20 protein-coding genes are annotated in these 23,327 nt (G+C 71.6%); 12 read left to right on the forward strand and 8 right to left on the reverse strand.

All coding sequences use genetic code 11. The features are described 5' to 3' along the window. Positions 1-339: 339 nt before the first annotated feature. From NLX94_RS02005 to NLX94_RS02050, 10 genes are all read left to right on the forward strand, one after another. On the forward strand, positions 340-1,305 hold the full coding sequence (locus tag NLX94_RS02005) for a UbiA family prenyltransferase (protein ID WP_254380780.1): 966 nt from the start codon (positions 340-342) through the stop codon (positions 1,303-1,305). Between the two features lie 78 nt (positions 1,306-1,383). Next, the gene (locus NLX94_RS02010) at positions 1,384-2,046 is read left to right on the forward strand and encodes a DUF6875 domain-containing protein (RefSeq protein ID WP_254380781.1); all 663 of its coding nucleotides are present in this window, start codon (positions 1,384-1,386) and stop codon (positions 2,044-2,046) included. Next, entirely contained in the window at positions 2,043-3,371 is a 1,329-nt protein-coding gene (gene kynU, locus NLX94_RS02015; RefSeq protein WP_254380782.1) for a kynureninase, read from the forward strand. Before NLX94_RS02010 ends, kynU begins: the two co-directional genes overlap by 4 nt. A 79-nt stretch (positions 3,372-3,450) precedes the next feature. After that, complete coding sequence (locus NLX94_RS02020) at positions 3,451-5,079, forward strand: MFS transporter (protein ID WP_254380783.1); 1,629 nt, start codon at positions 3,451-3,453, stop codon at positions 5,077-5,079. Positions 5,080-5,085: 6 nt separating this feature from the next. Next, positions 5,086-6,651, forward strand: coding sequence for a bifunctional 3-(3-hydroxy-phenyl)propionate/3-hydroxycinnamic acid hydroxylase (locus NLX94_RS02025; protein ID WP_254380784.1), 1,566 nt, complete (start codon positions 5,086-5,088; stop codon positions 6,649-6,651). Between the two features lie 14 nt (positions 6,652-6,665). Further along, the gene (locus NLX94_RS02030) at positions 6,666-7,493 is read left to right on the forward strand and encodes a tryptophan 2,3-dioxygenase (RefSeq protein ID WP_254380785.1); all 828 of its coding nucleotides are present in this window, start codon (positions 6,666-6,668) and stop codon (positions 7,491-7,493) included. Positions 7,494-7,566: 73 nt separating this feature from the next. Then, on the forward strand, positions 7,567-8,484 hold the full coding sequence (locus tag NLX94_RS02035) for an oxidoreductase (RefSeq protein ID WP_254380786.1): 918 nt from the start codon (positions 7,567-7,569) through the stop codon (positions 8,482-8,484). 78 nt (positions 8,485-8,562) lie between these two features. Continuing rightward, positions 8,563-8,892, forward strand: coding sequence for a hypothetical protein (locus NLX94_RS02040; RefSeq protein ID WP_254380787.1), 330 nt, complete (start codon positions 8,563-8,565; stop codon positions 8,890-8,892). Positions 8,893-9,119: 227 nt separating this feature from the next. Further along, positions 9,120-9,827, forward strand: a complete 708-nt coding sequence (locus NLX94_RS02045; RefSeq protein ID WP_254380788.1) for a tRNA-dependent cyclodipeptide synthase — start codon at positions 9,120-9,122, stop codon at positions 9,825-9,827. After that, positions 9,817-11,001, forward strand: a complete 1,185-nt coding sequence (locus NLX94_RS02050) for a cytochrome P450 (protein WP_254380789.1) — start codon at positions 9,817-9,819, stop codon at positions 10,999-11,001. Before NLX94_RS02045 ends, NLX94_RS02050 begins: the two co-directional genes overlap by 11 nt. 72 nt (positions 11,002-11,073) lie before the next feature. Here the strand turns inward: NLX94_RS02050 and NLX94_RS02055 are convergent, their stop codons facing one another. The 3 genes from NLX94_RS02055 to galT form a co-directional block, all read right to left on the reverse strand. Then, on the reverse strand, positions 11,074-11,916 hold the full coding sequence (locus tag NLX94_RS02055; protein ID WP_308402355.1) for an alkaline phosphatase family protein: 843 nt from the start codon (positions 11,914-11,916) through the stop codon (positions 11,074-11,076). A gap of 63 nt (positions 11,917-11,979) precedes the next feature. Further along, a complete protein-coding gene (galK, locus tag NLX94_RS02060; protein WP_254380790.1) occupies positions 11,980-13,146 on the reverse strand; it encodes a galactokinase in 1,167 nt (388 codons plus the stop codon). Further along, positions 13,143-14,189 (reverse strand): galactose-1-phosphate uridylyltransferase, encoded by a 1,047-nt coding sequence (gene galT, locus NLX94_RS02065; protein ID WP_254380791.1) that lies wholly within the window; start codon positions 14,187-14,189, stop codon positions 13,143-13,145. Before galT ends, galK begins: the two co-directional genes overlap by 4 nt. Before the next feature lie 127 nt (positions 14,190-14,316). On the opposite strand from galT, the gene NLX94_RS02070 reads away from it, so the two are divergent. Next, positions 14,317-15,129, forward strand: a complete 813-nt coding sequence (locus NLX94_RS02070; protein ID WP_254380792.1) for a DeoR/GlpR family DNA-binding transcription regulator — start codon at positions 14,317-14,319, stop codon at positions 15,127-15,129. A 47-nt stretch (positions 15,130-15,176) separates the two neighbouring features. Here NLX94_RS02070 and NLX94_RS02075 read toward each other — a convergent pair whose 3' ends face one another. The 5 genes from NLX94_RS02075 to NLX94_RS02095 are packed head-to-tail and all read right to left on the reverse strand — an operon-like array spanning position 15,177 to position 21,094. Continuing rightward, entirely contained in the window at positions 15,177-16,184 is a 1,008-nt protein-coding gene (locus NLX94_RS02075) for a LacI family DNA-binding transcriptional regulator (protein ID WP_254380793.1), read from the reverse strand. After that, positions 16,181-17,989 carry a glycoside hydrolase family 36 protein gene (locus NLX94_RS02080; RefSeq protein WP_254380794.1) on the reverse strand — a complete coding sequence of 603 codons (1,809 nt, stop codon included), beginning with the start codon at positions 17,987-17,989 and terminating at the stop codon, positions 16,181-16,183. Before NLX94_RS02080 ends, NLX94_RS02075 begins: the two co-directional genes overlap by 4 nt. A 2-nt stretch (positions 17,990-17,991) precedes the next feature. Next, the gene (locus NLX94_RS02085) at positions 17,992-18,822 is read right to left on the reverse strand and encodes a carbohydrate ABC transporter permease (protein ID WP_254380795.1); all 831 of its coding nucleotides are present in this window, start codon (positions 18,820-18,822) and stop codon (positions 17,992-17,994) included. Next, the gene (locus NLX94_RS02090) at positions 18,819-19,742 is read right to left on the reverse strand and encodes a carbohydrate ABC transporter permease (protein WP_254380796.1); all 924 of its coding nucleotides are present in this window, start codon (positions 19,740-19,742) and stop codon (positions 18,819-18,821) included. The genes NLX94_RS02085 and NLX94_RS02090 overlap by 4 nt, the downstream gene beginning before the upstream one ends. Next, complete coding sequence (locus NLX94_RS02095; RefSeq protein WP_254380797.1) at positions 19,739-21,094, reverse strand: sugar ABC transporter substrate-binding protein; 1,356 nt, start codon at positions 21,092-21,094, stop codon at positions 19,739-19,741. The genes NLX94_RS02090 and NLX94_RS02095 overlap by 4 nt, the downstream gene beginning before the upstream one ends. A 229-nt stretch (positions 21,095-21,323) precedes the next feature. Here NLX94_RS02095 and NLX94_RS02100 point away from each other — a divergent pair, with 229 nt between their 5' ends. Continuing rightward, on the forward strand, positions 21,324-23,327 hold the full coding sequence (locus tag NLX94_RS02100; RefSeq protein WP_254380798.1) for a hypothetical protein: 2,004 nt from the start codon (positions 21,324-21,326) through the stop codon (positions 23,325-23,327).

The following is a 23,327-nucleotide window of genomic DNA, read 5'->3' on the forward strand; positions in this document are numbered from 1 at the left end:
AGAAGGTTTCCGCGGGTCTTTCAGGATGCGTGAGCAGCGCACGCACCCCGGGCGGGACGGGATTGTCGATCATGGCCACAGCCGGTCCCTCGAAAGGGTGGAGATCGCCCGTTTAGGGCTGTCACCAGCGGTTTCGGCGATACGGTGAGCGCGGCGACGGCCGTTCGGAGAAGGCCCCCCGTGCTGCGCGACGCGAGGACCGTCACAGTCATGGCGGTTCGTGGTGCGCTTGCTGACGACCGCTGGAGCCTTCCCCTCGCCTTCGTATGGAAATACCCCTGCAGACGCAACCGGCAACGGTAAATCGTTTTATGGCCTAGATCTTGGAGGGGAGGGCTGGTGAACAGTGCCGAGGTCTTCGATCCTGCGCGGTTCATGCCAGGGAGCGGGCTCGCGTACAGAACCGCCACGTATCTGCGGCTGGGCAAGGCGCGGATCTACCACCACGTCCACGGCTGGATTCTGGCGTGTCTGCTGTTGTGGCGGGACGACGCGGTCGACGGCCGTGCGGCGGCGGTGCTGGCCCTCAGCCTGGTGATGCTGCTGGCGATGCAGTGGGGGGCCGCCGCCTTCGACGACATCGGCGGTTTCCGGGACGGCGTCGACCAGCGGAACTACAGCGGTCGCCCCTATCTGACGGTCGTGAAGAAGCCGCTCGTCACGGGGGCGCTCACCGAGCGGGAGGCGGTTCGCTTCGCCTACGGAGCGTCCCTGGCCGGCCTCGCCGCGTGCCTGCTGGCGGCGCTCGTCGCGGGCGGCACCGCGGCCGCGCTCGCTGCGGGTCTCATGGTGTTCGCCCAAGTCTGTTCGGTGCAGTACTCGTTGGGTGCCAAACTGAGTTACCGGCCCCTGGGCCAGGAGTTCGTGGTGTTCACCGCGCTGCTCTGCACGGCGCTGGTGCCCTACGGGCTGGCGGCCGGCTCGGCAGGCCGGGAGATCCTGCTCGTGAGCGCCCTGATGGGCCTGTGGTTCCTGCTGGTCATCGCGTACGGCAGCTGGTCGGACCGGGAGGGTGACGCGGCCGGCGGGCGCCGGACTCTGGCCGTGGTCCTGCCGCTGCGCTGGTTCCGTTGCTACTTGCATCTCCTGGCGGCCCTGAGCGTCCTGCTGCTCGCCCTCCTGTTCACCGCGACCCGCCTCGACGGCCGGCTGGCGGTGTGCGCCGTGCCCGTCGTCGTCCTGCAAGGCGTCCAGCTGTACTACGGCGCCCATCGGCAGCAGTTGCGGCGAGCCCGTTTCCTGGGGCTCCTCTCCCTCGATGCGGGGCTCGCCGGTCTGGCGGCCGCGATCCTGCTGTCCCGCTGACCTTCCCGATATGACCGCCTGGTGGGACCGACAACCCGCCAGAGCTGAGACCCGTATGCCTCCGGATGAGGAATCTCGTTGACCGATCAGCTCTCCACCGGCTCCCTGCTGCCTTCGCCCGCCACCGCTCCGCGCGGCCGGCAAAGAGTGCTCGACGATGTGCACACATGGCTCACCGAGTACATCAGCCAGCCCGATGCCCGCATCGGGCGGCCGGGTGCCGTGTGTCCCTTCGTGGCCCCTTCACAGAAGGCCGGCGCCCTGCACCAGCGGATCTGCCCGACAGGGTCGGATCCCAGTCCCCTCCTCGTGGCCGAGCAGGTTCGCCGCGCCTTCGACGAGTTCCACGCGATCACCTGGCCGACCACCAACTCCCAGCTGTGGTGCCTGCTGTTGGTCTTCTCCGACCTGCCGGCACACCGGCTTCGGACGCTCGACGAAGCGCACGCCCTGATGAAGCCCGAGAGCGTGGACCGCGGCTTCATGATCGGCCAGTTTCACGACAGCTGCACCGTTCCAGCGGTCCGCAACGCCGAGTTCCAGGTGAGCCGTGCCCCGGTCCCCGTGATTGCCGTCCGTCTCATGGCGGTTCACGACGTGCTCTTCCTGCACGAGCGCAAGCAGTGGTTCCAGGCCTACCTCTCGCGCTTCGCCGATCACTACCGGGTCCCCGAGCGACTCGACCCCTTCCTCTACGACACATACGCCACGGCGTGTGCCAACCACGGGATCACCCCATGATCACACCGGCCGACACCCCGCGTTCCCTCGTGGCCGATGCCGCTCGACCCCAGCTTCCGCCCGCCTCCCTCGCACCCTCGCGCCGACAGGCAGCACAGCTGGACGCCGCCGACCCCCTGGGCCCCCTGCGCGCGCAGTTCCAGATCTCCGACCCCGACACCATCTACCTGGACGGCAACTCCCTCGGCAGGCTGCCCGCCGCCACCCCCCTCTTCCTCGCCGACATCGTCAACGACGGCTGGGGAAAGGGCCTGGTGCGCTCCTGGGACCACTGGATCGACTGGGCGAGCCGCATCGGTGACCGGCTCGCCACGCAAGTGCTCGGGGCGCGGCCGGGCGAAGTGGCGCTGTCGGACTCCACGTCCGTGAACCTCTACAAGCTGGCCGTCGCCGCACTGGACGCGCGCCCCGGACGCGGGACCGTGGTGTTCGACGCGCAGGACTTCCCCACCGACCGGTACATCCTGCAAGGTCTCGCCGAACAGCGAGGACTGACGGCTCGGCAGGTCCACTCCCCGATGGATGCCCCGCTCGGCCTCGACCGGCTCGGCGCCGCCCTCGACGACGACGTGGCCCTCGTCGTCCTGTCCCTGGTCCACTACCGCTCCGGCGCGCTGCTCGACATGGCGGCCGTCAACGAGCTGGCCCGCGCACACGGGGCCCTCGTGCTGTGGGACCTGTCGCACGGCGTGGGCAGCGTCCCGATCGACCTGAGCGGCACGGGCAGCGACCTCGCCGTCGGCTGCACCTACAAGTACCTGAACGGCGGCCCCGGGTCACCGGCCTTCCTGTACGTCCGCCGGGAGCTCCAGACCACGCTGCGACAGCCCGTCTGGGGCTGGTACGGGCAGCGGGACCAGTTCCACTTCGGCGACGCGTACCAGCCGGTGGACGGCGTCGAACGGTTCCTGGCCGGTACACCGCCCGTACTGTCCATGGCCGCCGTAGAGCCGGCCCTCGACGTGATCGAACAGGCCGGTGTCCACCGCATCCGTGACAAGGCCCTGGCCCTGGGGGACTTCGCCGTGCAGCTGGCCGATGCCTGGCTGGCCGAACACGGCGTCCGTCTGGCGTCCCCTCGCGGCCCCGAGCAGCGCGGCTCCCACATCTCCCTGGCGCACCCCGAGGCCTGGCGGGTGTGCCGGGCGCTCGCCGCGGAGGCCGGTGTGGTGTGCGACTACCGCGGCCCCGACCGGCTGAGGATCGGCATGCCGCCGCTGTACACCCGCTTCACGGAGGTGTGGGACGCGATGGACCGGCTGCGGGACGTACTGGCGGACCGCAGCTACGAGCGCTACTCGCACGCTCTGACCAGGGTCACCTGAGCAGACCCGCTTGTCCGTGGAGCGCTGCCGCGGGAACGCACCGTCATGTCATCGACCGAGTAAGGACCCCTCCTTCGCCATGTCCGCGCCTCCCCCTCCCGTAGCTCCCCCCGCACCGAGCGATACGGCCTCGCCGACCCATGCCGCGCGGTGGCCGGCACCCACCTGGGCGGCGGCGACCGTGGTGCTCACGGGGCTGTACCTGCTCAGCATGGACGCCACCGTCCTGAACGTCGCCGTTCCCGACCTGCAGCGCGATCTGGGGCCCAGCATGGCCCAGGTCCAGTGGATCATCGACGGCTTCCCGCTGGTCGTCGCAGGTGCCGTCATGGCCGGAGGTGTCCTGTCCGACCGGTGGGGGCACCGCCGGTCGTTCATCACCGGGGTGCTGGTGTGCTGTGTCGCGTCCGTCTTCGGTGCGACGGCATCCGACCCGGGCGTGGTGATCGCCGCACGCGCCGCGATGGGAGCCGGTGCCGCCCTCGTCATGCCGGCCGGCATGTCAGTGCTCATCACCAGCCTGTACGTCACCCCCGAGCGGCGGCGGCGGGCGTTCACCGCCTGGACCATGGCGGTGGCGGTGGGCGGTCTGTCCGGGCCCGTCGTGGGCGGAGCGCTGGTCGAGCTGTTCTCCTGGCGGGCCGGGTTCTGGGCGAACGTTCCGGTGGCCGCAGGCCTGGCGGTCGCGGCCTGGTTCCTCGTACCCGAGTCCGGCCGCACCCGTAAGGGGCGCGTCGACGCGGTGGGCTGCCTGCTGTCGTCCGGGGCGCTGCTCTGCGTTCTGTGGGGGCTGATCGAAGCCCCGGTGCACGGCTGGACGAGCGGCCCCGTGCTCACGGCCTACGCCGTCGCCGTACTGCTGGCGGTCGCCTTCCGTGCCCAGCAGCGTCGTGCGGCGGCGCCGCTCCTGGACCGCGACCTGCGCGGCGACCGGCACGTGCGCTGCGCCCTCGTCTCGGGCGTCGTCATGTGCATGGCCGCGTTCGGGATGCTGTTCCTGATCAGCCTGTACCTGCAGAGCATGCTGGGCTACACCCCTTGGCAGGCCGGCCTGCGGACGCTGCCGATGACCGTCAGCATGCTCCCCGGCGCCCTGTGCGCCCTGTACCTGCTCCAGCGTTCGCTGGTGCGGGCCGCGATGACCGGAGGGCTGGCCGTCCTCACCTCGGGTCTGCTCCTGCTGACCACCGTCAGTGCCTCTTCCGGATACGGGCTGATCGCCGCGGTGCAGTCGCTGTGCGGGCTGGGCGCCGGCCTGCTGGCCACCGTGGTGAACGAGGTCGTCATGGCCGCGGCGGGCGAGCGGCGCGCCGGGGTGGGTTCGGCCCTGCACGACGCCTCCCGCGAGGTCGGCTCCGCGCTCGGCATCGCGGTGCTCGGCTCGGTGCTGATGACGGCGTTCCGCGACCGGCTGCCCGCAGCACCGGCCGGCGGCGGAGTCCTTCCCGCCCAGGACGATCCGGTGACGGCTCTGGACGTCCTGACACGCATGGGCGACCTGCCGGGACCCGCCCAGGAAGCGGTCCGCGAGGCCTTCGCCCACGCACTGTCCCTCGCCGCCGCCGTCGCCGCGGGCGTCACCCTCACCACCGCGGCGGCCATGTGGTGGGGCCTGCGAGCCGTTGTCCGGACACAGCCGGAGCCTTCCGCCACCGCGCAGGAGCCTGCCGGTTCCGCGCAGTTGACCGGCCGACCGGAAGCGGGGTGAAGCCGGATGGATGACATCACGAACAGCATGGCGGCCCCGGACGACGTCTACGACGTGCTGGTGGCCGGGTACGGCCCGACCGGTGTGACGGCGGCGAACCTGCTGGGGGCCACGGGTCTGCGCGTCGCCGTGGTCGAACGCGATCCGGCCGTCTACCCGCGCTCCCGGGCTCTGGTCACCGACGAAGAGGTGCTGCGCGTGTGGCAGCGCACCGGACTGGTCGGACGCATCCTGGGGCAGACCCTGCCCGACAAGCCCATCGACTTCGTCGACGACCGCGGGCAGCTGATCGCCAGCGGTGAACTGATCCCGCGGGGCAGCGGCTATCCGCCGCAGGTGTTCTTCCACCAGCCGGCGGTGGAACAGATCCTCCGCGAAGGCGTGGCACGCTTCCCGAACGTCGAGGTCCTGCTCGACCACGAGTGCCTGCGGGTGCGCCAGGATTCCGACGGGGTGGACGTCGCCGTCACCCACGTCCGGCAGGGCGGCGTACGTCACCTGTGGGCGTCCTACGTGATCGCGGCCGACGGCGGGAGCAGCACCGTCCGCCAGAGTCTGGGGATCGGCTACGCGGGACGGACCTACGCCACGCCCTGGGTCATCATCGACGCCGAGGTGGTGCGGCCCTGGCCCGGGCAGGAGCAGTTCCGGTTCCGGTGCGACCCGTACCGGCCGGCGGTCGACTGCCCGTTCCCGCCGCACCACCACCGGTGGGAGTTCCCCGTCCTGCCGGACGACGACATCCGCCATCTCACCAGCGATGACGGCGTGTTCGCCCTGCTCGCCCGCTACGGCGTCACCCGGCGCCATGTCCGCATCCAGCGGGTCATCGCCTACCGGCACCACGTCCGCTCCGCCGAACGCTGGCGCGAGGGCCGCGTCTTCCTGGCCGGCGACGCGGCGCACGCCATGCCGCCCTGGCTAGGCCAGGGACTGGCCGCCGGTGTGCGGGACGCGGCCAACCTCTGCTGGAAACTCGCCGACGTCCTTCGCGGCGAACTGCCCGAGGAGGTCCTCGACAGCTACGAGACCGAACGACGGCCGCACGTGCACCGCACGGCGCAGCGGGCCGCGTTCATCGGGAGGATGGTCACCGAGCGCCGCCCGGCCCTGGCCCGTCTGCGCAACCCGCTCCTGAAGGCGGTCACCGGCCGGCCCGCGCTGTACCGCATGCTGCACGAGGCCACCGCGATCCCGGCCCCGCGCTACCCCTCCGGACTCCAAGCCCTGCCGAGAACCCTGGCATCGGGCTCGCTGATCCCGCAGCCGTGGGTGATCGACCCGTCGGGCGAGCGGGTTCGGCTGGACGACGCGCTGGGCCGGGGCTGGGCACTGCTGCACGCCCGCACCCCGGCCCAGGAGCAGCCGGCCTGGGAGCGGCTCAAGGCGCCGTGCTGGACCGTGACACCCGCCCAGTCCGCCCCCGCCGCGCACACCGTCGTCGACTGCGACGGTGTCCTGCTGCCCTGGATGGCCGCGCACCGCGCCGCCTCCGTCGCCCTGCGCCCGGACGCCTTCGTCTACGCGACCCTCCCCGCCCCCGGCCGGCTCCCCGGTCCGCCGGGCACCTGACCTCAGGAGCACCCATGGTCCAGCCCGACACCGACGGACCCCTCCTCGACTTCGCCGGTCCCAGCACCCCGTACATCGACTACCAGAGCATCAACGTCCTGCACTCGCTCCAGCAGCCGCTGTCCGATGCGCCCGCCGAGCCGACCTTCTACGTTCTCGGGCAGGTCAAGGAGCTGCTGTTCAAACTGCTGTACGGCGAACTGGGCGCGGTACGCGCACTCCTGGACGCCGACGATGTCCCCGGCGCGGTCTGGACACTGCGCCGCACCCGCCGGACGATCGAACTGCTGACCGGAACCTGGGACGTGCTGAGCACACTGGCGCCCTCCGAGTTCAACGCCTTCCGGGAGCACCTCGGATCCGCCTCGGGCTTCCAGTCCTACATGTACCGGATGCTGGAGTACGCCCTCGGCAACAAGGACGCCCGCCTGGCCCGTCCGCACCGCCATGTACCGAAGGTGCGCGACCAGGTCGAGGAAGCCCTGCGCGCACCCAGCGTGTACGACGCCGCGCTCGCACTTCTGGCGCGCCGGGGAGCGTTCCTCCCGCAGGAGGTTCTCGGCCGGGACCTCTCACAGCCGTACGCGGCCCACGAGGCGGTGGAACGCGCCTGGGCCGACGTGTACGCCGCCGGGCCCGACGACGAGATGTTCCTGCTGGCCGAAGCACTGATGGACATCGCGGAGGGCTTCGGCCGCTGGCGCGCGCTGCATCTGCTGACGGTCGAGCGGATCATCGGCACCAAGAGCGGAACCGGGGGCACCACCGGCGTGAACTGGCTGCGCAAGGCCGCCGAGCACCGCCACTTCCCCGAGCTGTGGACCGTCCGCTGCCGGCTCTGAGCCGCACCGCCGACGCGGCCGTCGGCCGACCTGTCGTGACGGCAGTCCCCGCACAACCAACGGAGCCGAACCCATGCAGCACACGTGGACCATCCAGCACATCCCCGACCAGCACGGCCGAGTGGCCGTCGTCACCGGCGCCAGCAGCGGTCTCGGCTTCGAGACCGCCAAGGCCCTGGCCCGACGCGGCGCCACGGTCGTGCTGGCCGTACGCGATCTCGACCGGGGCCGGGCCGCCGCCGGCAGAATCGCCCGTTCCACCGTCAACGCCGACGTGACCGTCCAGGAGTGCGACCTCGCCTCGCTCGACTCCGTCCGCACCGCCGCCGAGGGGATCCGGGCACGGCACCCGCGCATCGATCTCCTCGTCAACAACGGCGGAGTGATGTGCACGCCCCACGGCATCACCCGCGACGGTTTCGAAACCCAGTTCGGCATCAACCACCTGGGCCACTTCGCCCTGACGGGACTCCTCCTCGAGCCCCTCCTGGCCGTCCCCGGCTCACGCGTGGTCACCGTCACCAGCCTCGCCCACCGGTTCACCCGGATCAACCTCAACGACCTGCAGTGGAAGCACCGCCGCTACAACCGGTTCGCCGCATACGGGCAGTCCAAACTGGCCAACCTCATGTTCACCTACGAACTCCAGCGAAGGCTGGCCGAAAGGAACACGGACACCCTCGCGATCGCCGCCCACCCCGGCAGCGCCCAGACAGCGATCATGCGCCATCTCCCCGGTCCACTGCCCAGAGTTGCCAAGGCGTTCGGCCCGCTGCTCGCCCAGCCGCCCGCACGGGGGGCCCTCCCCATGCTGCGAGCCGCAACCGACCCCACCGCGCACGGCGGCCAGTTCTACGGACCCGACGGCTTCCAGCAGACCATGGGCACGCCCGTGGTCGTGACCTCCGCGGGGCAGTCCCACGACACCGCCGTCCAACACCGGCTCTGGACGATGTCCGAATCACTGACGCGAGTCGCCTACGGCATCTGAGCCGGCGGACTGTACGGCTGACCTGTCGCCCGCCCGACCCGCGCCCGGCCGCGCACACCAGCCGATAGCATGCCGCGCATGAAGAACTGCACCAGATGTGGCGAGGCGTTCGACGAGGCACAGGCACGGGAGATCTTCGACCCCGAGTACGGGAAGAACATCTATGACGGCAAGTACCGAGCCGAGGTCTGCCACGACTGCGTGATGCTCGACTTGGAGTCTGACGAGTACGAAGAGATCTGGTTCGAGTGCGACGACTGCGGAGGGACGAAGGAAGTGTTCATCCCGGACGGCGAGGACGCGAACATCGGATCCCTACAGGAGTGCCCTGGCTGCGACGGTCTTGGGATGTACGAGGGCACACAGGATGACCTGCCGTCGACGTCCAAGCGGGTCTTCAACTTCTGACTGCCAGGTCTGCTTACCCAGGGGCGGCGCAGCCCCAGCACTCCAGATCCTGGAGGTGACGCCCGCCTCCTGCTCGTAGCCCGGGGCAACTGTGGTGTCCAGCTGGTGAGTTACCGGCCGGAAGGCATAGGCCGGTGCACACGGTTCCGGTACCTTTCCGTCACGTCGCCGCCACACCCGGGGCACAGGGCCCCATGGGACTTGCGGCGCGAAGGACCCGACACCTGTTGACGACACTGACCGAAGTCTTCACAGTCCGGCCGTACACCCCGCACTGCCAGGTGATCCACGCCGAAGGCGATCACGCCGTGATCGGCATCTCTCCCGGTAACAGCTACTTCTCCGCGCAGCGCGTCATCGACCTCGCCCACTGGGGCATGCGCAACTTCGCGCAGGTCGACCTGATCTACACCGACCTGCACGTGGCCGACATGTACGAGGCCCTCGGCTACGACGCCGACGAAGCCCGGCGCAAGGCGGTCAAGAACCTGCGGGGCGTCCGCGCCAAGGTCAACAATGCAGCGGCCGAAGCCGACCCCACCGGCACCCGCTTACGCTCCCGGCCCATGTCGGCCCTGACCGACATCCCCGCGTACCGCGCGCTCCACACCCACCTGTACAGCCTGCTCGACACCGACCCGGAATTCCGCAGCACCTGCAATTCCCTGGTCGACGCGTTCCTCTCCTCCAAGGTGCTGGGCGGCAAGGCCGCCACCACCCGGCAGCGCGACGTCTGCCTGGAGTACGTCTGCGCCGAAGCGCCGCTCTTCCTGGACACCCCCGCCATCCTCGGGGTGCCGTCCTCCCTCAACTGCTACCACCAGCTCCTGCCGATGGCGGAACTGCTCTACTCGCGCGGCTCCGGCCTGCGCGCCTCGCGCAACCAGGGACACGCCGTCATCACCCCCGCCGAAGGAGCACCCGATGTCCACTGACACCCTCCTCGACTTCCCGTTCTCCGCACGCGGCGACCAGCTCCCCCACGAGGTGGAGGCGCTGCGCGACGAGCCGGTCAAGCGGGTCCGCACGATCGCCGGCGACGAGGCCTGGCTCGTCTCCTCCTACGAGCTGTGCAAGCAGGTCCTCGAAGATCCCAGATTCAGCCTGAAGGACACCTCCGCCCCCGGAGTCCCCCGCCAGTACGCGCTGACGATCCCGCCCGAGGTCGTCAACAACATGGGCAACATCACCGGCGCCGGGCTGCGCAAGGCCGTCCTCAAGGCGATCAACCCCAAGACCGACGGCCTCACCGACTGGATGCGCCGGGAAGCCTCCACCCTGGTCGACGACCTCCTCGTCCACGGGGCGCCCGTGGACCTGCGCGGCCAGTTCACCAACCCGTACGCCGAGAACCTGCACTGCCGCATCCTCGGTATTCCGCAGGCCGACGCCCCGCGCCTGGCGTCCAGCCTCGACATCGCGTTCATGAACTCGGCCTGCCCCGTCACCGGTGCCAAGCTCAACTGGGACCGGGACATCGCCTACATGGTCGAGCGCCTCGACGACCCCGCCACCACCGGGCTCGTCGCCGAGCTGGCGGCCCTGCGCCCGGACCCCCAGTACGCCCACCTCACCGACGAGATGCTCGCGACGGTCGGGGTCACGCTCTTCGGCGCCGGGGTCATCTCCACCATGGGCTTCCTGACGATGGCCGTCTTCTCCCTCCTCCAGAACCCGGACGTGTGGGAGCAGCTGCGGAAGTCGCCGGAGAAGATCCCCGGCGCCGTGGACGAGCTCCTGCGGGTCAACCTCTCGATCGGTGACGGCCTGCCCCGGCTCGCCCTCGAGGACCTCACCCTCGGGGACGTCGAGGTGAAGAAGGGGGAGCTGCTGCTCGTCCTGGTCGAGGCCGCCAACACCGACCCTGCCGTGTTCAGCGACCCCCACGTCGTCGACATCGACCGGGAGAACGCGGCCACCCACCTCTCCTTCGGCGGCGGGCCGCACTACTGCCCCGCCACCGCCCTCGGCAAGCGGCACACCGAGATCGCCATCGAGGTGCTCCTGGAGAAGATGCCCCGCCTCCAGCTCGCCGTGCCGGTCGAGCAGCTCGTCTGGCGCACCCGCTTCATGAAGCGCCTGCCGGAGCGGCTCCCCGTCCTCTGGTAGCAGGGCGGTGTGACGTGTGGCCCCGGCCGGAGCTTCCGGGCGGGGCCGCTCGCCTTGACGGACCGAGCCGCGTCATGCCGTGAAGGGGGCGCCGTCCAGGGTCCAGTGGGCATCCAGGCCAATGCCCAGCGCGGCGTACACATGGGCGGCGACATCGGTGTGCCTCACCACCGGCGGGGCCCCGCCCGGGGTCAGGCCGGGGCCGCTCGCCGCCACCCACGCGGTGCGCTCCAGCTCACTGCGCCCCCCGTGGCCCCCTTCGTCGCGGTGGCCGTGGTCGGTCACCACGATGACCGTCCACTCCTCCCCCGGGTGGCCCGGACGGTCGCGGACCCCCTTGAGCAACCGGCCCAGGCGCTGGTCCGCCGTCTCGATCGCCCGGCGGTACTCCGGGCCGCAGCCGAGGAAGTGGGCGGTCTCGTCCACGGCGCCGAGGTAGACGAAGGAGGCGTCGAGGTCTTCTCCGGAGCTCAGGACGCGCGCCGCCTCGGCCGTCACGGCCTCGTCGGCCTCCTCCCAGCCCTCCGGCGTGTCCGCGCGGGGAGCGATGAAGCTGAGCCTGCTGGGAGCGGTGAAGAGCGGGCCGCCCTGCTGGGCGAGGAAGAGGGGGGCCCAGCCGCCGGCTGCGAAGGTCCGCCGGCCGCATTCGAGTGCCAGGCGAGTGGTGAAGTCCGGGAAGACATCGAGCCGGTTGCCGTCGAGGCGGTTGCCCCAGACCCCGTGCTTGGCCACGGTGACCCCGGTGGCGATGGTGGCCCAGCAGGGCCCGGACATCGTCGGGGTGGCTTCGTCGATCTCGGCGGGGGCCAGGAAGCCCGCGTCGGCGATCTCGTCGAGGTACGGGGTGTCCAGCTCGGCCAGCAGGTCGAGCCGTACGCCGTCTATGCCGACGACCAGAACGTGTGCAGTGGGCATGAAGGGGTCCAGGGTGTCCGCGGGTGGATGGGTGGGCGGGCAGGCGAGTGGGCGGGTGCGGGGCTACCGGTTCTCCGTCGGCAGGCGGTGCGCGCCCTCGGCGGGGGTGACGGTGAGGAGTCGCGGGAGCCGGTAACCGGCCGCGCCGAAGGCCGCCGTGACCCGGGCACCGACCGCGTCCTCCCGCCCCGCCTCCACCAGCGCGATGACGGATCCGCCGAAGCCGCCTCCCGTCATCCGGGCGCCGAGGGCCCCGGCGTCCAGCGCGGCGGTCACGGCGAGGTCGGTCTCCGGGCAGGAGACCCGGTAGTCGTCGCGGAGCGACGCGTGACCGGCGGTGAGGATCGGGCCGAGGGCGGCCGCGTCCCCGGCCCGGAGCCGGGCGACGGCCTCGGCGACCCGGCCGTTCTCGGTCACCACGTGCCGGACCAGCGGTACGAGTTCCCCCGGGAGGCCTTCCAGGGCCGGCGCGAGGTCCTCGGCGGGCAGGTCCCGCAGGGCGCGCAGGCCGAGCAGGCCGGCCGCCCGTTCACAGCCCGCGCGCAGGGCCGCGTACGCCCCGTCGCCCAGGTCGTGGGAGACCCGGGTGTCGATGACGAGCAGTCCGAGTCCCTGCCCCGGGAGGTCGAAGGGGACCTGCCGGTGCTGCTCCGGGCTGCGGGCGTCGAGGTGGAGGGCGGCCCCGGTGGTGCAGCACACGGAGGCCATCTGGTCCATGATCCCGCAGGGGACTCCGGCGAAGGCGTTCTCCGCCCGCTGCGCGGTCCGGGCCAGTTCGGGCCCGGGCAGCCCCAGTCCGTACAGCTCGTCGTAGGCGACGGCCACCGCGCACTCCAGCGCGGCGGAGGAGGAGAGGCCCGCGCCGGTGGGCACCGTGCTGTCGAAGTGGAGGTCCGCGCCGCCGACCGGGTGGCCGGCCTCGGCGAGGGCCCAGACCACTCCGGCCGGGTACGCGGCCCAGCCCGGCACGGCCCCGGGGGCCAGGGCGGACACGGCCAGTTCGGTGATGCGGCCGTCGCCCTGCGCGCTGTGCAGGCGCAGCCGGCCGTCCGTACGGGCGCGGGCGGCGAGCAGGGTGGTCTGCGGGAGGGCGATGGGGAGGGCGAACCCGTCGTTGTAGTCGGTGTGTTCACCGATCAGGTTGACCCGGCCGGGCGCCGCCCAGATCCCGTCGGGGGGTCCGTCGTAGAGCTTCGCGAAGGTGGCCGCGGCCTGCTCGGTCCGGTTCACGCCAGGGCCTCCCGCAGTCGTCGCGCGGCCGTCTCGGGGGCCACGTCGTTCATGAAGGCTTCCGTCCCGGACTCGGTCCCGGCAAGGAACTTGAGCTTGTCGGGGGTCCTTCGGATGGTGAACAGCTCCAGGTGCAGGGCCAGTTCCCCGCCGTCGGTGCGGGGGGCCTGGTGCCATGCGGCGATGTACGGGGTGGGGGCGGCCGCCTCCGCCCCCGGTACGGGGAACAGCCGGTCGAAGCGGCGGAGCAGGTCGAGGTAGATGCCGGGGAACTCGGCGCGCTCGGCTTCGGTGAGGCGGGTCAGGTCTCGGACCCGGCGGTGCGGGTAGAGGTGGACCTCGTACGGCCAGCGGGCCGCGTAGGGCACGAAGGCCGTCCAGTGCTCCCCGGCCGTCACCACCCGCTCGGTGGCGGCGCGGGCCCCGGCCAGGAGGTCCTCGAAGAGGTTGCGGCCGGTGGCGGCGCGGTGCGCGGCCGCGGCGGCCGTCATCTTGGCGGTGCGCGGAGTGACGAAGGGGAAGGCGTAGATCTGGCCGTGCGGGTGGGCGAGGGTCACCCCGATCTCGGCTCCCCGGTTCTCGAAGCAGTACACCTGCTCCACGCCGGGGAGGGCGGAGAGCTCCGCGGTGCGGTCGGTCCACGCGTCCAGGACCAGCCGGGCGGCGGCCGGGGTGAGGTCGGCGAACCCGGCGTCGTGGTCGGGGGTGAAGCAGACGACTTCGCAGCGTCCGGCCTCGCCCGCGAGGGAGGGGAAGCGGTTCTCGAAGACGGCCACCTCGTAGTCGGCGGCGGGGATCTCGCTGAGCCGGCCGTCCCGGGAGGGGCAGAGGGGGCATTCGCCGGGGGGCGGGTGGTAGGTCCGGTTCTGGCGGTGGGAGGCGATGGTGATCCAGTCGCCGGTGGCCTGGTCCCGCCGCAGTTCCGGCCGGCTGTCCACCGGGTCCAGGGGGCGCCGGTCGGGCGCGTCGCGCACGGCACCTTCGTCGGTGTCGAAGTAGATCAGTTCGCGGCCGTCCGCGAGTTTCGCGAGGGTCTTCTTCACGTAGCGAGAATAAACACTCTCCAACATTTTCCACCAGCCCATGCCGAGGTTTCCCCCAGACTCCAACAACATTGCCGTGTTATCTTGCTGGCTTCTGACCGGATCCGCCGATTCCCGGGAGCGACCCGTGGCCGAGCAGGCTGCCCAACTGGCCCACCAGAGACGCGCGCTCATCCTCGACGCGGTCCGGCGCGAAGGCGCGGTACGGGTGGCGGACCTGGTCGGGCAGCTCGGGGTCTCGGACATGACCGTCCGCCGGGACCTGGACGCACTCGCCCGGCGCGGCCTCGTGGAGAAGGTCCACGGCGGGGCCGTCGCCCCGGCCGGGGCCAGCGGGCACGAGCCCGGGTTCGAGGCCAAGTCCGATCTGGAGGGCGCCGCCAAGGCCGCCATCGCGGACACCGCCGCGACCCTGGTGGAACCGGGCAGCGTGGTCGCGGTCTCGGGCGGCACCACCGCGCACGCCGTCGCCGCCCGGCTCCTCGGGATCCCGCGGCTCACCATCGTCACCAACTCCCTCCCCGTGGCGGAGCTGGTGTGGGCCGAAGGCCGGGCCCGCGAAGCCGGCGCCCCCACCCTGCTGCTGACCGGCGGCTCCCCCACCCCCTCGGCCGCACTGGTCGGACCGCTCGCCGACCTGGCGATCGGCTCCCTCCACGTGGACCTGCTCTTCCTCGGCGCGCACGGGGTGGCGCAGGGGGCCGGCCTGACCACGCCCAACCTCATGGAGGCGCAGACCAACCGCGCCCTGGTCGCCTCGGCGCGCCGGGTCGCCGTCGTGGCGGACCACAGCAAGTGGGGGGTGGTGGGCCTCAGCGGCTTCGCCGCCCTCGACCAGGCCGACTGGTTCGTCACCGACTCCGGCCTGCCCGCCGCCGCCCGCACCGCCCTCGCGGAGGAGGTGGGCGAACTGCTCGTCGCGGGCGAGGAGCGGCCCTGACTCCGGGCGCACGCACGTACGGGCACTCCGACCGGGCAAGCCCCCGGTCAGGCCCCCGGCTCCGCGGGCGCCGGCCCGGTGGTCGCCCGGATGACCAGCTCCGGGTCGAACAGCAGCTCACCGTTGGGCACGTCCCGGTTGCTGACCAGCGCCAGGACGCTGCGCCCGACCTCCAGGGCCAGCCGGTCGGCGGGCTGCCGCACCGTGGTCAGGGGCGGGTCGGTGAACTCGGTGATGGAGGAGCCGTCGTAGCCCACGACCGAGACGTCCCCCGGCACCGCGCGCCCCTGGCGGCGGATGCCCCGGATCGCCCCGAGGGCCATGTAGTCGCTGGCGGCCACGATCGCGGTGGCGCCGAGGGCGAGGAGCGGGCCGACGGCGGCCTGGCCGCCCTCCACCGTGTAGGACTGCCGGATCACCCAGCGCTCCGGCTCCTCGATGCCCCGCTTGGCCATGGCGTCCAGGAAGCCCCGCACCCGGCGGTCGGCGGGCTGGTTGCCGGCCGGGCCGGAGGCCATCCCGATCCTGCGGTGGCCCAGCCGGTGGAGGTGGTCGACGGCCAGCTCCGCGGCGAGCGCGTCATCGGTGGAGAAGACCGGGGTGGGCACCCCGTCGGCGAACTCGCCGTTGATCCCGACGTAGGGGACCCGGCGCTGGCGCAGGAGTTCGTAGGTCTCGGTGTCTGCGCCCTCGACGGTGTTGGAGGCGGAGAGGAAGACCACGGCCGCGACGCCCTTGTCGACGAGCGCGGAGATGAAGTCCCGCTCCTGGACCCCGCCGGGGAAGGCCGGGCACAGGATGGTCTTGAGCCCGTGCGGGGCGAGCGCCGACTCGATGCGCTCGGCGACATCGGCGAAGAACGGGTTGGACACGAACTCGGTGATGACCGCGACCAGTTGTCCCTGGGTCTGCCGTTCGTAGCCGACGTCCGCCATGGCCTGTTCGACCGCGTCCCGGGTCTTCTTCGACACGCCCTGGCGTCGGTTGATCACCCGGCTGACGGTCGCCTCGCTGACCTGGGCGCGAGCGGCGACCTCGGTGATCCCGACCTTCATCGCGGTCCTTCCGTGATCGTGAGCGATACCAGACCGCCGCGCGGCACCGCCAGCGAGCGTGCTCCCTCCGGCAGGTACGGCGGCGGACCGTCCATGATACGGCCGTCCGGACCGTGGACCACTCCCCGGACCCGGCCGCCGCCGCCCAGCACCTCGACCATCACCCGGTCCCGGTCCGAGCCGTTGACCAGGTCGAAGCGGCCGTACGCGGTGAAGTCCAGCGGGACGACCCGGTCCCCGTGCACGCTCACCAGGCAGTGGTCCCCGGCGCTCGCCCGCACCAGGGGGTACAGCTCGTCGGGCCGCCCCGGTTCCACCTCCCCGTCCAGCAGCAGCTCCCGGTTCAGCCGCCACCACCCCAGCCAGAACCCGACCGCCTCCCGGTGCGCCGCCGGCAGCACGTCCAGTCGTACGGAGATCTGCGGCACCGCGTGCACGGCCCCGATCAGCTGCCGGGCCACCGCCTCCACCGGCGCGTCCGGCGACCACAGGAGCATGTCGGAGTGGACGGCCCCGCCGACGGCGAGCAGTGAGGTGTCGAGGGTGCGGACCCGGTTCGCGGTGGCGTCCGCCGGGCAGTCGAAGGAGCGCAGCATGTTGCCGAAGGGGGCCATGCCGGGGCCGGTGTAGGGCTGGCGCAATTCCAGCAGCACGCCGGGGCGTACGGCTTCCAGGGCCGCGCGCAGCTCCGTCAGCAGGGCCACCATGGCCACTCCGACGTCTCCCGCACCGTCGCCCGCGTACACCATGGCCTGCTCGAGGAAGTCGAGCTTGAGTCCGTCGAGCCCGTACGCGCGGACCAGCCGGACGCAGAGCCCGACGACGTGCGCGCGCACCTCGGGGCGCCGGGGGTCGAGCACGTGCGCGCCGGGCACGGTGGCGGGGGCGGGCGCGCAGCCGGCCCAGCGGTCGTGGCAGGTGGCGTCGGCGCCGAGCAGCAGCGGGGCGACCCAGGCGAGGTAGCCGAGCCCGTGGGCCCGGACCCGGGCCACGTGCCCGGCGAAGTCGGGGAACTTGGCCCGGTCCGGCTCCCAGTCCCCGCAGCCGGCGTAGCCGCGTCCGTGGCCCTGCTCCTGCCAGCCGTCGTCGAGGATCAGGGCTCCGCAGCCGAGTCCGGCGGCCAGTTCGGCCTGGGTTTCGACGGCGGCGGCGCTGACGTCCTGGTTGAAGGCGTACCAGGTGGAGTAGACGGGGGTGCGGGCCCCGTCGGGCACCGGCGCGGGGGCGAGCTCGGTGTGGAACCAGGAGCGCAGGGTGCGCAGGGCGCGTGCCACCGAGGGTGAGCGGGGGACGAGGAGGATCCGGTGGACCTGCCGGGCGGCGGGCAGCCGGAGGTGGACGACGTGGGTGTCGTTCTCCTCGGACACCCCGAAGCGCAGGACGGCCTCGGGTACCGGGTCGGTGGCGGCGAAGGTGAGCAGGGTGGCGCCGCCGTGGTCGTAGAGGCAGCCGGCGGCGTGTCCGTCGACCAGCGAGACCCGGGAGCGGCCTTCCCAGTCGGCGAGCAGGGTGCGCCGCCAGCCGCCCTGCGGGTGCCAGTATCCGGCGGTGTCGCCCAGGGACACGGAGAAGCGGATCTCGATGGGGGCTCCGTCGGCCCGCACCTCCAGCATCCGCAGTCCGCCGGGGAGTTCGGTCAGGGTCCAGGCCGGTCGGACGCCGGGCTCGTGGGCGAGGACGGCGAGCGACACCCCGTCGAGGAGCGGCTCGGCGGGGGCGTGCGCCAGTCCCGCGGTGGTGACGGGCTCGATGGCCGTCGGGGACTCGGCGGTGTGCGCGGGGGCGGTGGTGGTGTGCGCGGTCACGGTCACTCCTTCACGGCGCCGGCGAGCAGGCCGGACACGAACTGGCGCTGGAGCGCGAGGAATACGAGGGCCATCGGGAGCGCGGCGGCCGCGGTTCCGGCGAGGATCGCTCCGTAGTCCGTCTCGTCGAGGCCCTGGAGGGAGGCGAGGGCCACGGGGACGGTGAAGGTGGCGCTGTCGCGCAGGACGATCAGCGGCCAGATGAAGTCGTTCCACTGGTACAGGAAGAGGAAGATGGCCAGGGCGGCCAGGGCCGGTTTCATGGGCGGGAGCACCACCCGCCAGAACAGCCGCAGTTCGCCGCAGCCGTCCATGCGGCCCGAGTCGAGGAGTTCGTCGGGGAGCGCGGCCATCGACTGGCGCATCAGGAAGATGCCGAAGGGCAGGGCCAGGTTGGGCATGATCACGGCCTGGTACGTGCCCAGCCAGCGCAGTTCGGCCATCAGCTGGAACAGCGGAACGAGGGTGACCTGGGCCGGCACCACGAGCCCGAGCATGAGCAGTCCGAACAGCGCTTCGCGGCCACGGAAGCGGTACTTGGCGAAACCGTAGCCGGCCAGCGTGCAGACGGCGCCCGCGCACAGGGTGTAGATCACCGCGATGAGCAGGGAGTTGAGGACCACCCGGCCGAACCGCGCGGTGTCCTGGAGGGTGTGGAGGTTCTGCGCCAGGTGGCCGCCGGGCAGCAGCGGCGGCGGGCTGGCGAAGATCTCCGCGGAGCTGTGCGTGGCGGCGACCACGAGCCAGTAGAAGGGGAGCAGGACGGCGGCCAGTGCGATGGCGAGTCCGGAGGTGAGCAGGATGCTCCTGCCGCGGTGGCGGGCGGCGGTCATGACTTCTCCCCCAGGAAGCGGAACTGGATCACGCCGAGGAGGCCGATGAGGACGGCCAGGGCGTAGGCAATGGCGGAGGCGTAGCCGAAGTCGAAGTACTTGAAGGCGTTCTGGTAGACGTACACGCCGATGGTCAGGGTGGCGTTGTCCGGGCCGCCGCCGGTGAGCACGTACGGCTCGTCGAAGAGCTGCAGGGTGCCGATGGTGGACAGCACCGTGGTGAGCAGGAGCGCGGGGCGCAGGCCCGGCAGGGTGACGTGGCGGAAGGAGTGCCAGGTGCCGGCCCCGTCCACGGCCGCGGCGTCGTAGAGCTCGGCGGGTACGGTCTGCAGGCGGGCGAGCAGGATCACGGCGTTGTAGCCGGTGTAGTGCCAGGTCAGCGCCAGGCCGAGGGAGATCTTCGCCCACAGGGGGTCGGTCAGCCACGGCACCGGGTCCAGGCCGACGAGCCCGGTCAGCCAGTTGACCAGGCCGTAGTCCTTGTTCAGCAGGACGGAGAAGACGATCCCGTAGGCGACCAGGCCGGTGATCATCGGCAGGAAGAAGCCGAGCCGGAAGACGGCGCGGCCGCGCAGCGCGGTGGAGTCGAGGGCCACGGCGAGTCCGGTGGCGAGGGCCAGCATGACCGGCACCTGGACGGCGAGGATCACCGCGGTGTTCTTCAGGGCGGTCCAGAACAGCGGATCGTCGAGCAGCCGCGTGTAGTTGTCGGCGCCGACGAAGCGCTCGGTCCCGCCGACCGACTTGTGGAGGCTGATCACGAAGGACCGGCCGATGGGGTAGAGCTTGAAGGCGGCGAAGAGCAGCAGCGCGGGCAGGACGAAGAGGTACGGGGCCGCGCGCCGGCGCGCCCGGGGCCGCCGGACCGCCCCGGGCGCGGGGACGGCCCGGGCCCCAGGGCGGGTGAGCGTGGCGGTCACCGGGAGACCTTGCGTCCGGTCTGCCTGCCGAGCTGGTCGGCTGCTTCCTTGAGGACCTTCGCCGGGTCGGCGCCGCTCAGCAGCACCTTGGACTGGGCGTCGGTGACCAGCTTGAGGGCGCGGGCGTAGTCGGCGGTGTAATTGAAGGCGGAGGAGGGGGCCTTGAGCGCCTCCAGGAAGACCTCGCCCTTCTTCTGGCCGCTGAAGAAGGCGGACGGCTCGTGGAAGACCGCGTCCTCGTAGGCCTTCATCAGGGCGGGGGCGATGCCCTTGCCCCGGTAGATCTTCACCTGGGAGGCGGGGCGGGTGAGGACGAACTCGATGAAGGACCAGGCGGCGGCCTGCTGCTTGCTGCTGCCCGCCACCGCGAGGTGGGTGGAGTTGACCGTGGCGGCGGTGGAGCCGCCCCGGCGCACGGCCGGGGGGAGCCTGACCTTCCACCGGCCCGCTTCCTGGGGGACCTGCTCCTCGATGATGCCGCCGAACCAGGTGGGCAGGGGCAGGACGGCGTTGGTCCCCTGCTTCAGCGAGCTCATCAGGGCGTTCCAGCCGCCGGCGAGGTCGCTGACCAGGCCGGCGTCGTTCATCGTCTTGATGAGGGTCATGGCCTTCACGGCCTCCGGGGAGTCGAGCGTGATGTTCCCGGCGAGGTCGAAGTAGAAGGCGCCCTGGAGCTGGAGCAGCATCTGGAAGAAGTTGGCGGCGTCCGCCTGGGAGGCGGGCTTGTCGAGGCCCAGCAGGTGGGCGCCGGTCTTCGCCTTGATCTCCTTGCCGGCCTCGATGGTCTCCTCCCAGGTCTGGAGGGCACCTGCATCGACCCCGGCCTTCTCGAAGAGGTCGGACCGGTAGTAGAAGCCCGCCGAATTCGCCTCCCAGGGAAGGGCGTTGACGCGCTTGCCGTCGGGGGACACGGTCTGCCACATGCCCTGGGCGAACGCGTCCCGGTGGGCGTTCGCGCCGAGCGGGCCGAGGTCGGCGAGACCGCCGGGGAACTTCTCCACGTAGCCGGGGAGGTAGTCGACGCCGATGTGCAGGACGTCGGCGAGTCCCTGGCCGCCGGCCGCGAGTCCGGTGGTGATCTTGTCCCAGATCGCCGGATTGCCGATGTCCTCGACCGTCACCTCGATCCCGGGGAACTTCTGGTTGAACTCCGGTACGAGGGCCTTCATTTCGGCGGCGGGACCCTGCCAGGACCAGACCGTGATCCGGCCCTTGCCCTTCTCCCCCGCGGACCCGCCCTGCCCGCCGGCGCCTTCGGCGCCCGTTCCGGAACAGGCGGTCAGACCGGCGAACCCGGCCCCCGCGGCGATCGCGCCACCCGCCCGCAGCACTCTCCGACGTCCCAGTTCCATACCTGACCCACCCCTGCTCGCACCGTTGCGGAAGCCGACTGGCCAGGACTGTAGCCAGGCCGTCGTCAGACTTGCAAGAGTCAATGGAAAACTTTCAGCTCGATCCGGCAGACAATTTTGACAAGTTCATTGCAGAACTTCCAACGGGATTGCTAGCGTGCCGCCCGCCCCGCTCCGCGCAGACCGCCGCCCACCACGCGGCCACCCCATTCCAATCAGGGAGAACCCCATGACGCGTTCCCGCGTGTCACTCCTGTCCGCCCTCGCCCTGCTCCTCCCGCTGACCCCGCTCGCCCTCGGCGGCCAGGCCTCGGCAGTCGCGCAGGACCCGGCGGGCACTCAGGCCCCGGCGGTCATGCCGACCGCACCGGCGCCACTGACCGTCACCAACCCCGGCTTCGAACAGGGGCGCACCGGCTGGCAGTTCACCTCCGGCACCGGGGTCGCCGCGAACTACCCGCACGGCGCGGCCCGGCTCGCGTACCTCGACGGCGGGGCGGGCAAGAAGGTCTCCCAGACCGTGCGGGCCACGGGCCGGGGGACGTACGACATCTCCGCCTGGATCGCGACGGGCGGTCCGAACGGCCGCTGGACCGCCCGCGTGAACGGCGCGGTCGCCGCCGCGCTCACCCTGCCGAGCGCCTCGAACTACCGGCGGTACACCCTCAGCCGGATCGCCCTCGCCCCCGGCGACACCCTCGAGATCGCCTTCGAATCCGGGGACGCCTGGGTCAACGCCGACGACGTGATGCTCTCCCCCGCCTCCCCCGCGGACCCCCGGGTCAGCTCCTCCGACCCGAAGATCGTCGAGATGTTCGACTGGTCCAAGCGCAAGGCCAACAGCTGGGTCCACCTGCCGGGCACGAAGGGCCCGCTCAACGTGGACGAGAACCGCACCGGCGGCAGCGGCAAAGGCACGTACGCCGCCTCCTACTGGGCCGGCTACGCCAACCGCAGCGGCTACTACTCGCGCGACATGGCCCACCAGCTGGCCGGCGCGGGGGTCCTCGCCCTGCACGCCGAGAACCGGTCGATGCTCCGCTCCTTCGCCGCGTCCGCCACCAGCAGGCACAAGTACTACCCGGCGTGGGCCTTCAACTTCGACACCTCCACCTACCTCTCGATCGACTACAAGGGCCCCACGAACTTCGTCCGCGAGGTGCCCGCCACCTTCGAGCTGGTGGAGAAGTCCGAGGAGGCGTACCGCTGGAGCGGGGACCGCGCCTACCTCGACGATCCGACCCTGTGGGACTTCTACAGCCGCGCCACGGACGAGTTCGTCACCCTGCACGACGCACTCAAGGACAACGGCGCCGTCGAGGTGGCCGAGGGCACGGGCCAGGGCATCTTCCAGGGCACCGCCAGCTACAACGAGCAGAGCGGCGAGCCCCTCGCCGAGGCCGGCGACGCGATCGGGTCCCAGTACCGGGCCTACCTGGCGGTGGCCTCGCTCGCCCGCGCCAAGGGGGAGGCAGCCCTCGCCGACCGGTACGGGGCCAAGGCGCGGGAGCTGAAGGAGTACTTCAACTCCACCTGGAGCGGCACCGGTTCGGGCGCGGACATGGTGCGCGGCTACACCACGGACGGACGCGCCCTCACCGGCTGGGGCAAGGAGAACAGCTGGTTCATGCCGATGAAGCAGATCATCGAACCCGGCCCCCGCCGGGAGGCCTACCTCGACTACGTCGACCAGCAGGCCTCGGGCCCGGGCCGGCCCACCAACATCGAGGCCCTCACCTACCTGCCGGACACCTTCTTCCGGAACAACCGCAACGACACCGGCTGGAAGTGGATGAAGGACGTCTACGACCACAAGGACGTCCAGCACGTGAACACCAAGCAGGGCACCAACGGGGACTACCCCGAGGTCTCCTTCACCCTGCTCGGCCAGACCGTCGAAGGCCTGCTGGGCGTCACCCCCGACGCCCCCGCACGCACCCTGAGCACCGGGTCCCGGCTGCCCTCGGGCATGGACTGGCTGCGGATCGACGACCTCCGGATCGGCGACTCGGCCTTCGCCCTGCGCCACGACGGGGCGTCGAAGTCCACCCTCACGCACACCTCGGGCAGCGCCCCCTACACCTGGGAGGCCCGCTTCCCCGGCACCCACGCCACCCTCACGGTCGACGGAGTGCCCCAGCCGGGACGCACCAAGGTGGTGGACGGAGTGACGTACACCTACGCGACCCCGACCGTGGACCCGGGCCGGACGGTCACGGTCCGGACGGGCTGA

It is taken from the genome of Streptomyces sp. TBY4, assembly GCF_024213195.1.
GTDB lineage: Bacteria > Actinomycetota > Actinomycetes > Streptomycetales > Streptomycetaceae > Streptomyces.

Bases quoted from the DNA above. Each gene is read 5' to 3' on its own strand.
- NLX94_RS02035 (WP_254380786.1), top strand. From the start codon at position 7,567: ATGCAGCACACGTGGACCATCCAGCACATCCCCGACCAGCACGGCCGA.
- NLX94_RS02020 (WP_254380783.1), top strand. From the start codon at position 3,451: ATGTCCGCGCCTCCCCCTCCCGTAGCTCCCCCCGCACCGAGCGATACG.
- kynU (WP_254380782.1), top strand. From the start codon at position 2,043: ATGATCACACCGGCCGACACCCCGCGTTCCCTCGTGGCCGATGCCGCT.
- NLX94_RS02095 (WP_254380797.1), bottom strand. From the start codon at position 21,094: ATGGAACTGGGACGTCGGAGAGTGCTGCGGGCGGGTGGCGCGATCGCC.
- NLX94_RS02040 (WP_254380787.1), top strand. From the start codon at position 8,563: ATGAAGAACTGCACCAGATGTGGCGAGGCGTTCGACGAGGCACAGGCA.
- NLX94_RS02050 (WP_254380789.1), top strand. From the start codon at position 9,817: ATGTCCACTGACACCCTCCTCGACTTCCCGTTCTCCGCACGCGGCGAC.
- NLX94_RS02100 (WP_254380798.1), top strand. From the start codon at position 21,324: ATGACGCGTTCCCGCGTGTCACTCCTGTCCGCCCTCGCCCTGCTCCTC.
- NLX94_RS02030 (WP_254380785.1), top strand. From the start codon at position 6,666: ATGGTCCAGCCCGACACCGACGGACCCCTCCTCGACTTCGCCGGTCCC.
- NLX94_RS02075 (WP_254380793.1), bottom strand. From the start codon at position 16,184: ATGAAGGTCGGGATCACCGAGGTCGCCGCTCGCGCCCAGGTCAGCGAG.
- NLX94_RS02085 (WP_254380795.1), bottom strand. From the start codon at position 18,822: ATGACCGCCGCCCGCCACCGCGGCAGGAGCATCCTGCTCACCTCCGGA.
- NLX94_RS02055 (WP_308402355.1), bottom strand. From the start codon at position 11,916: ATGCCCACTGCACACGTTCTGGTCGTCGGCATAGACGGCGTACGGCTC.
- NLX94_RS02025 (WP_254380784.1), top strand. From the start codon at position 5,086: ATGGATGACATCACGAACAGCATGGCGGCCCCGGACGACGTCTACGAC.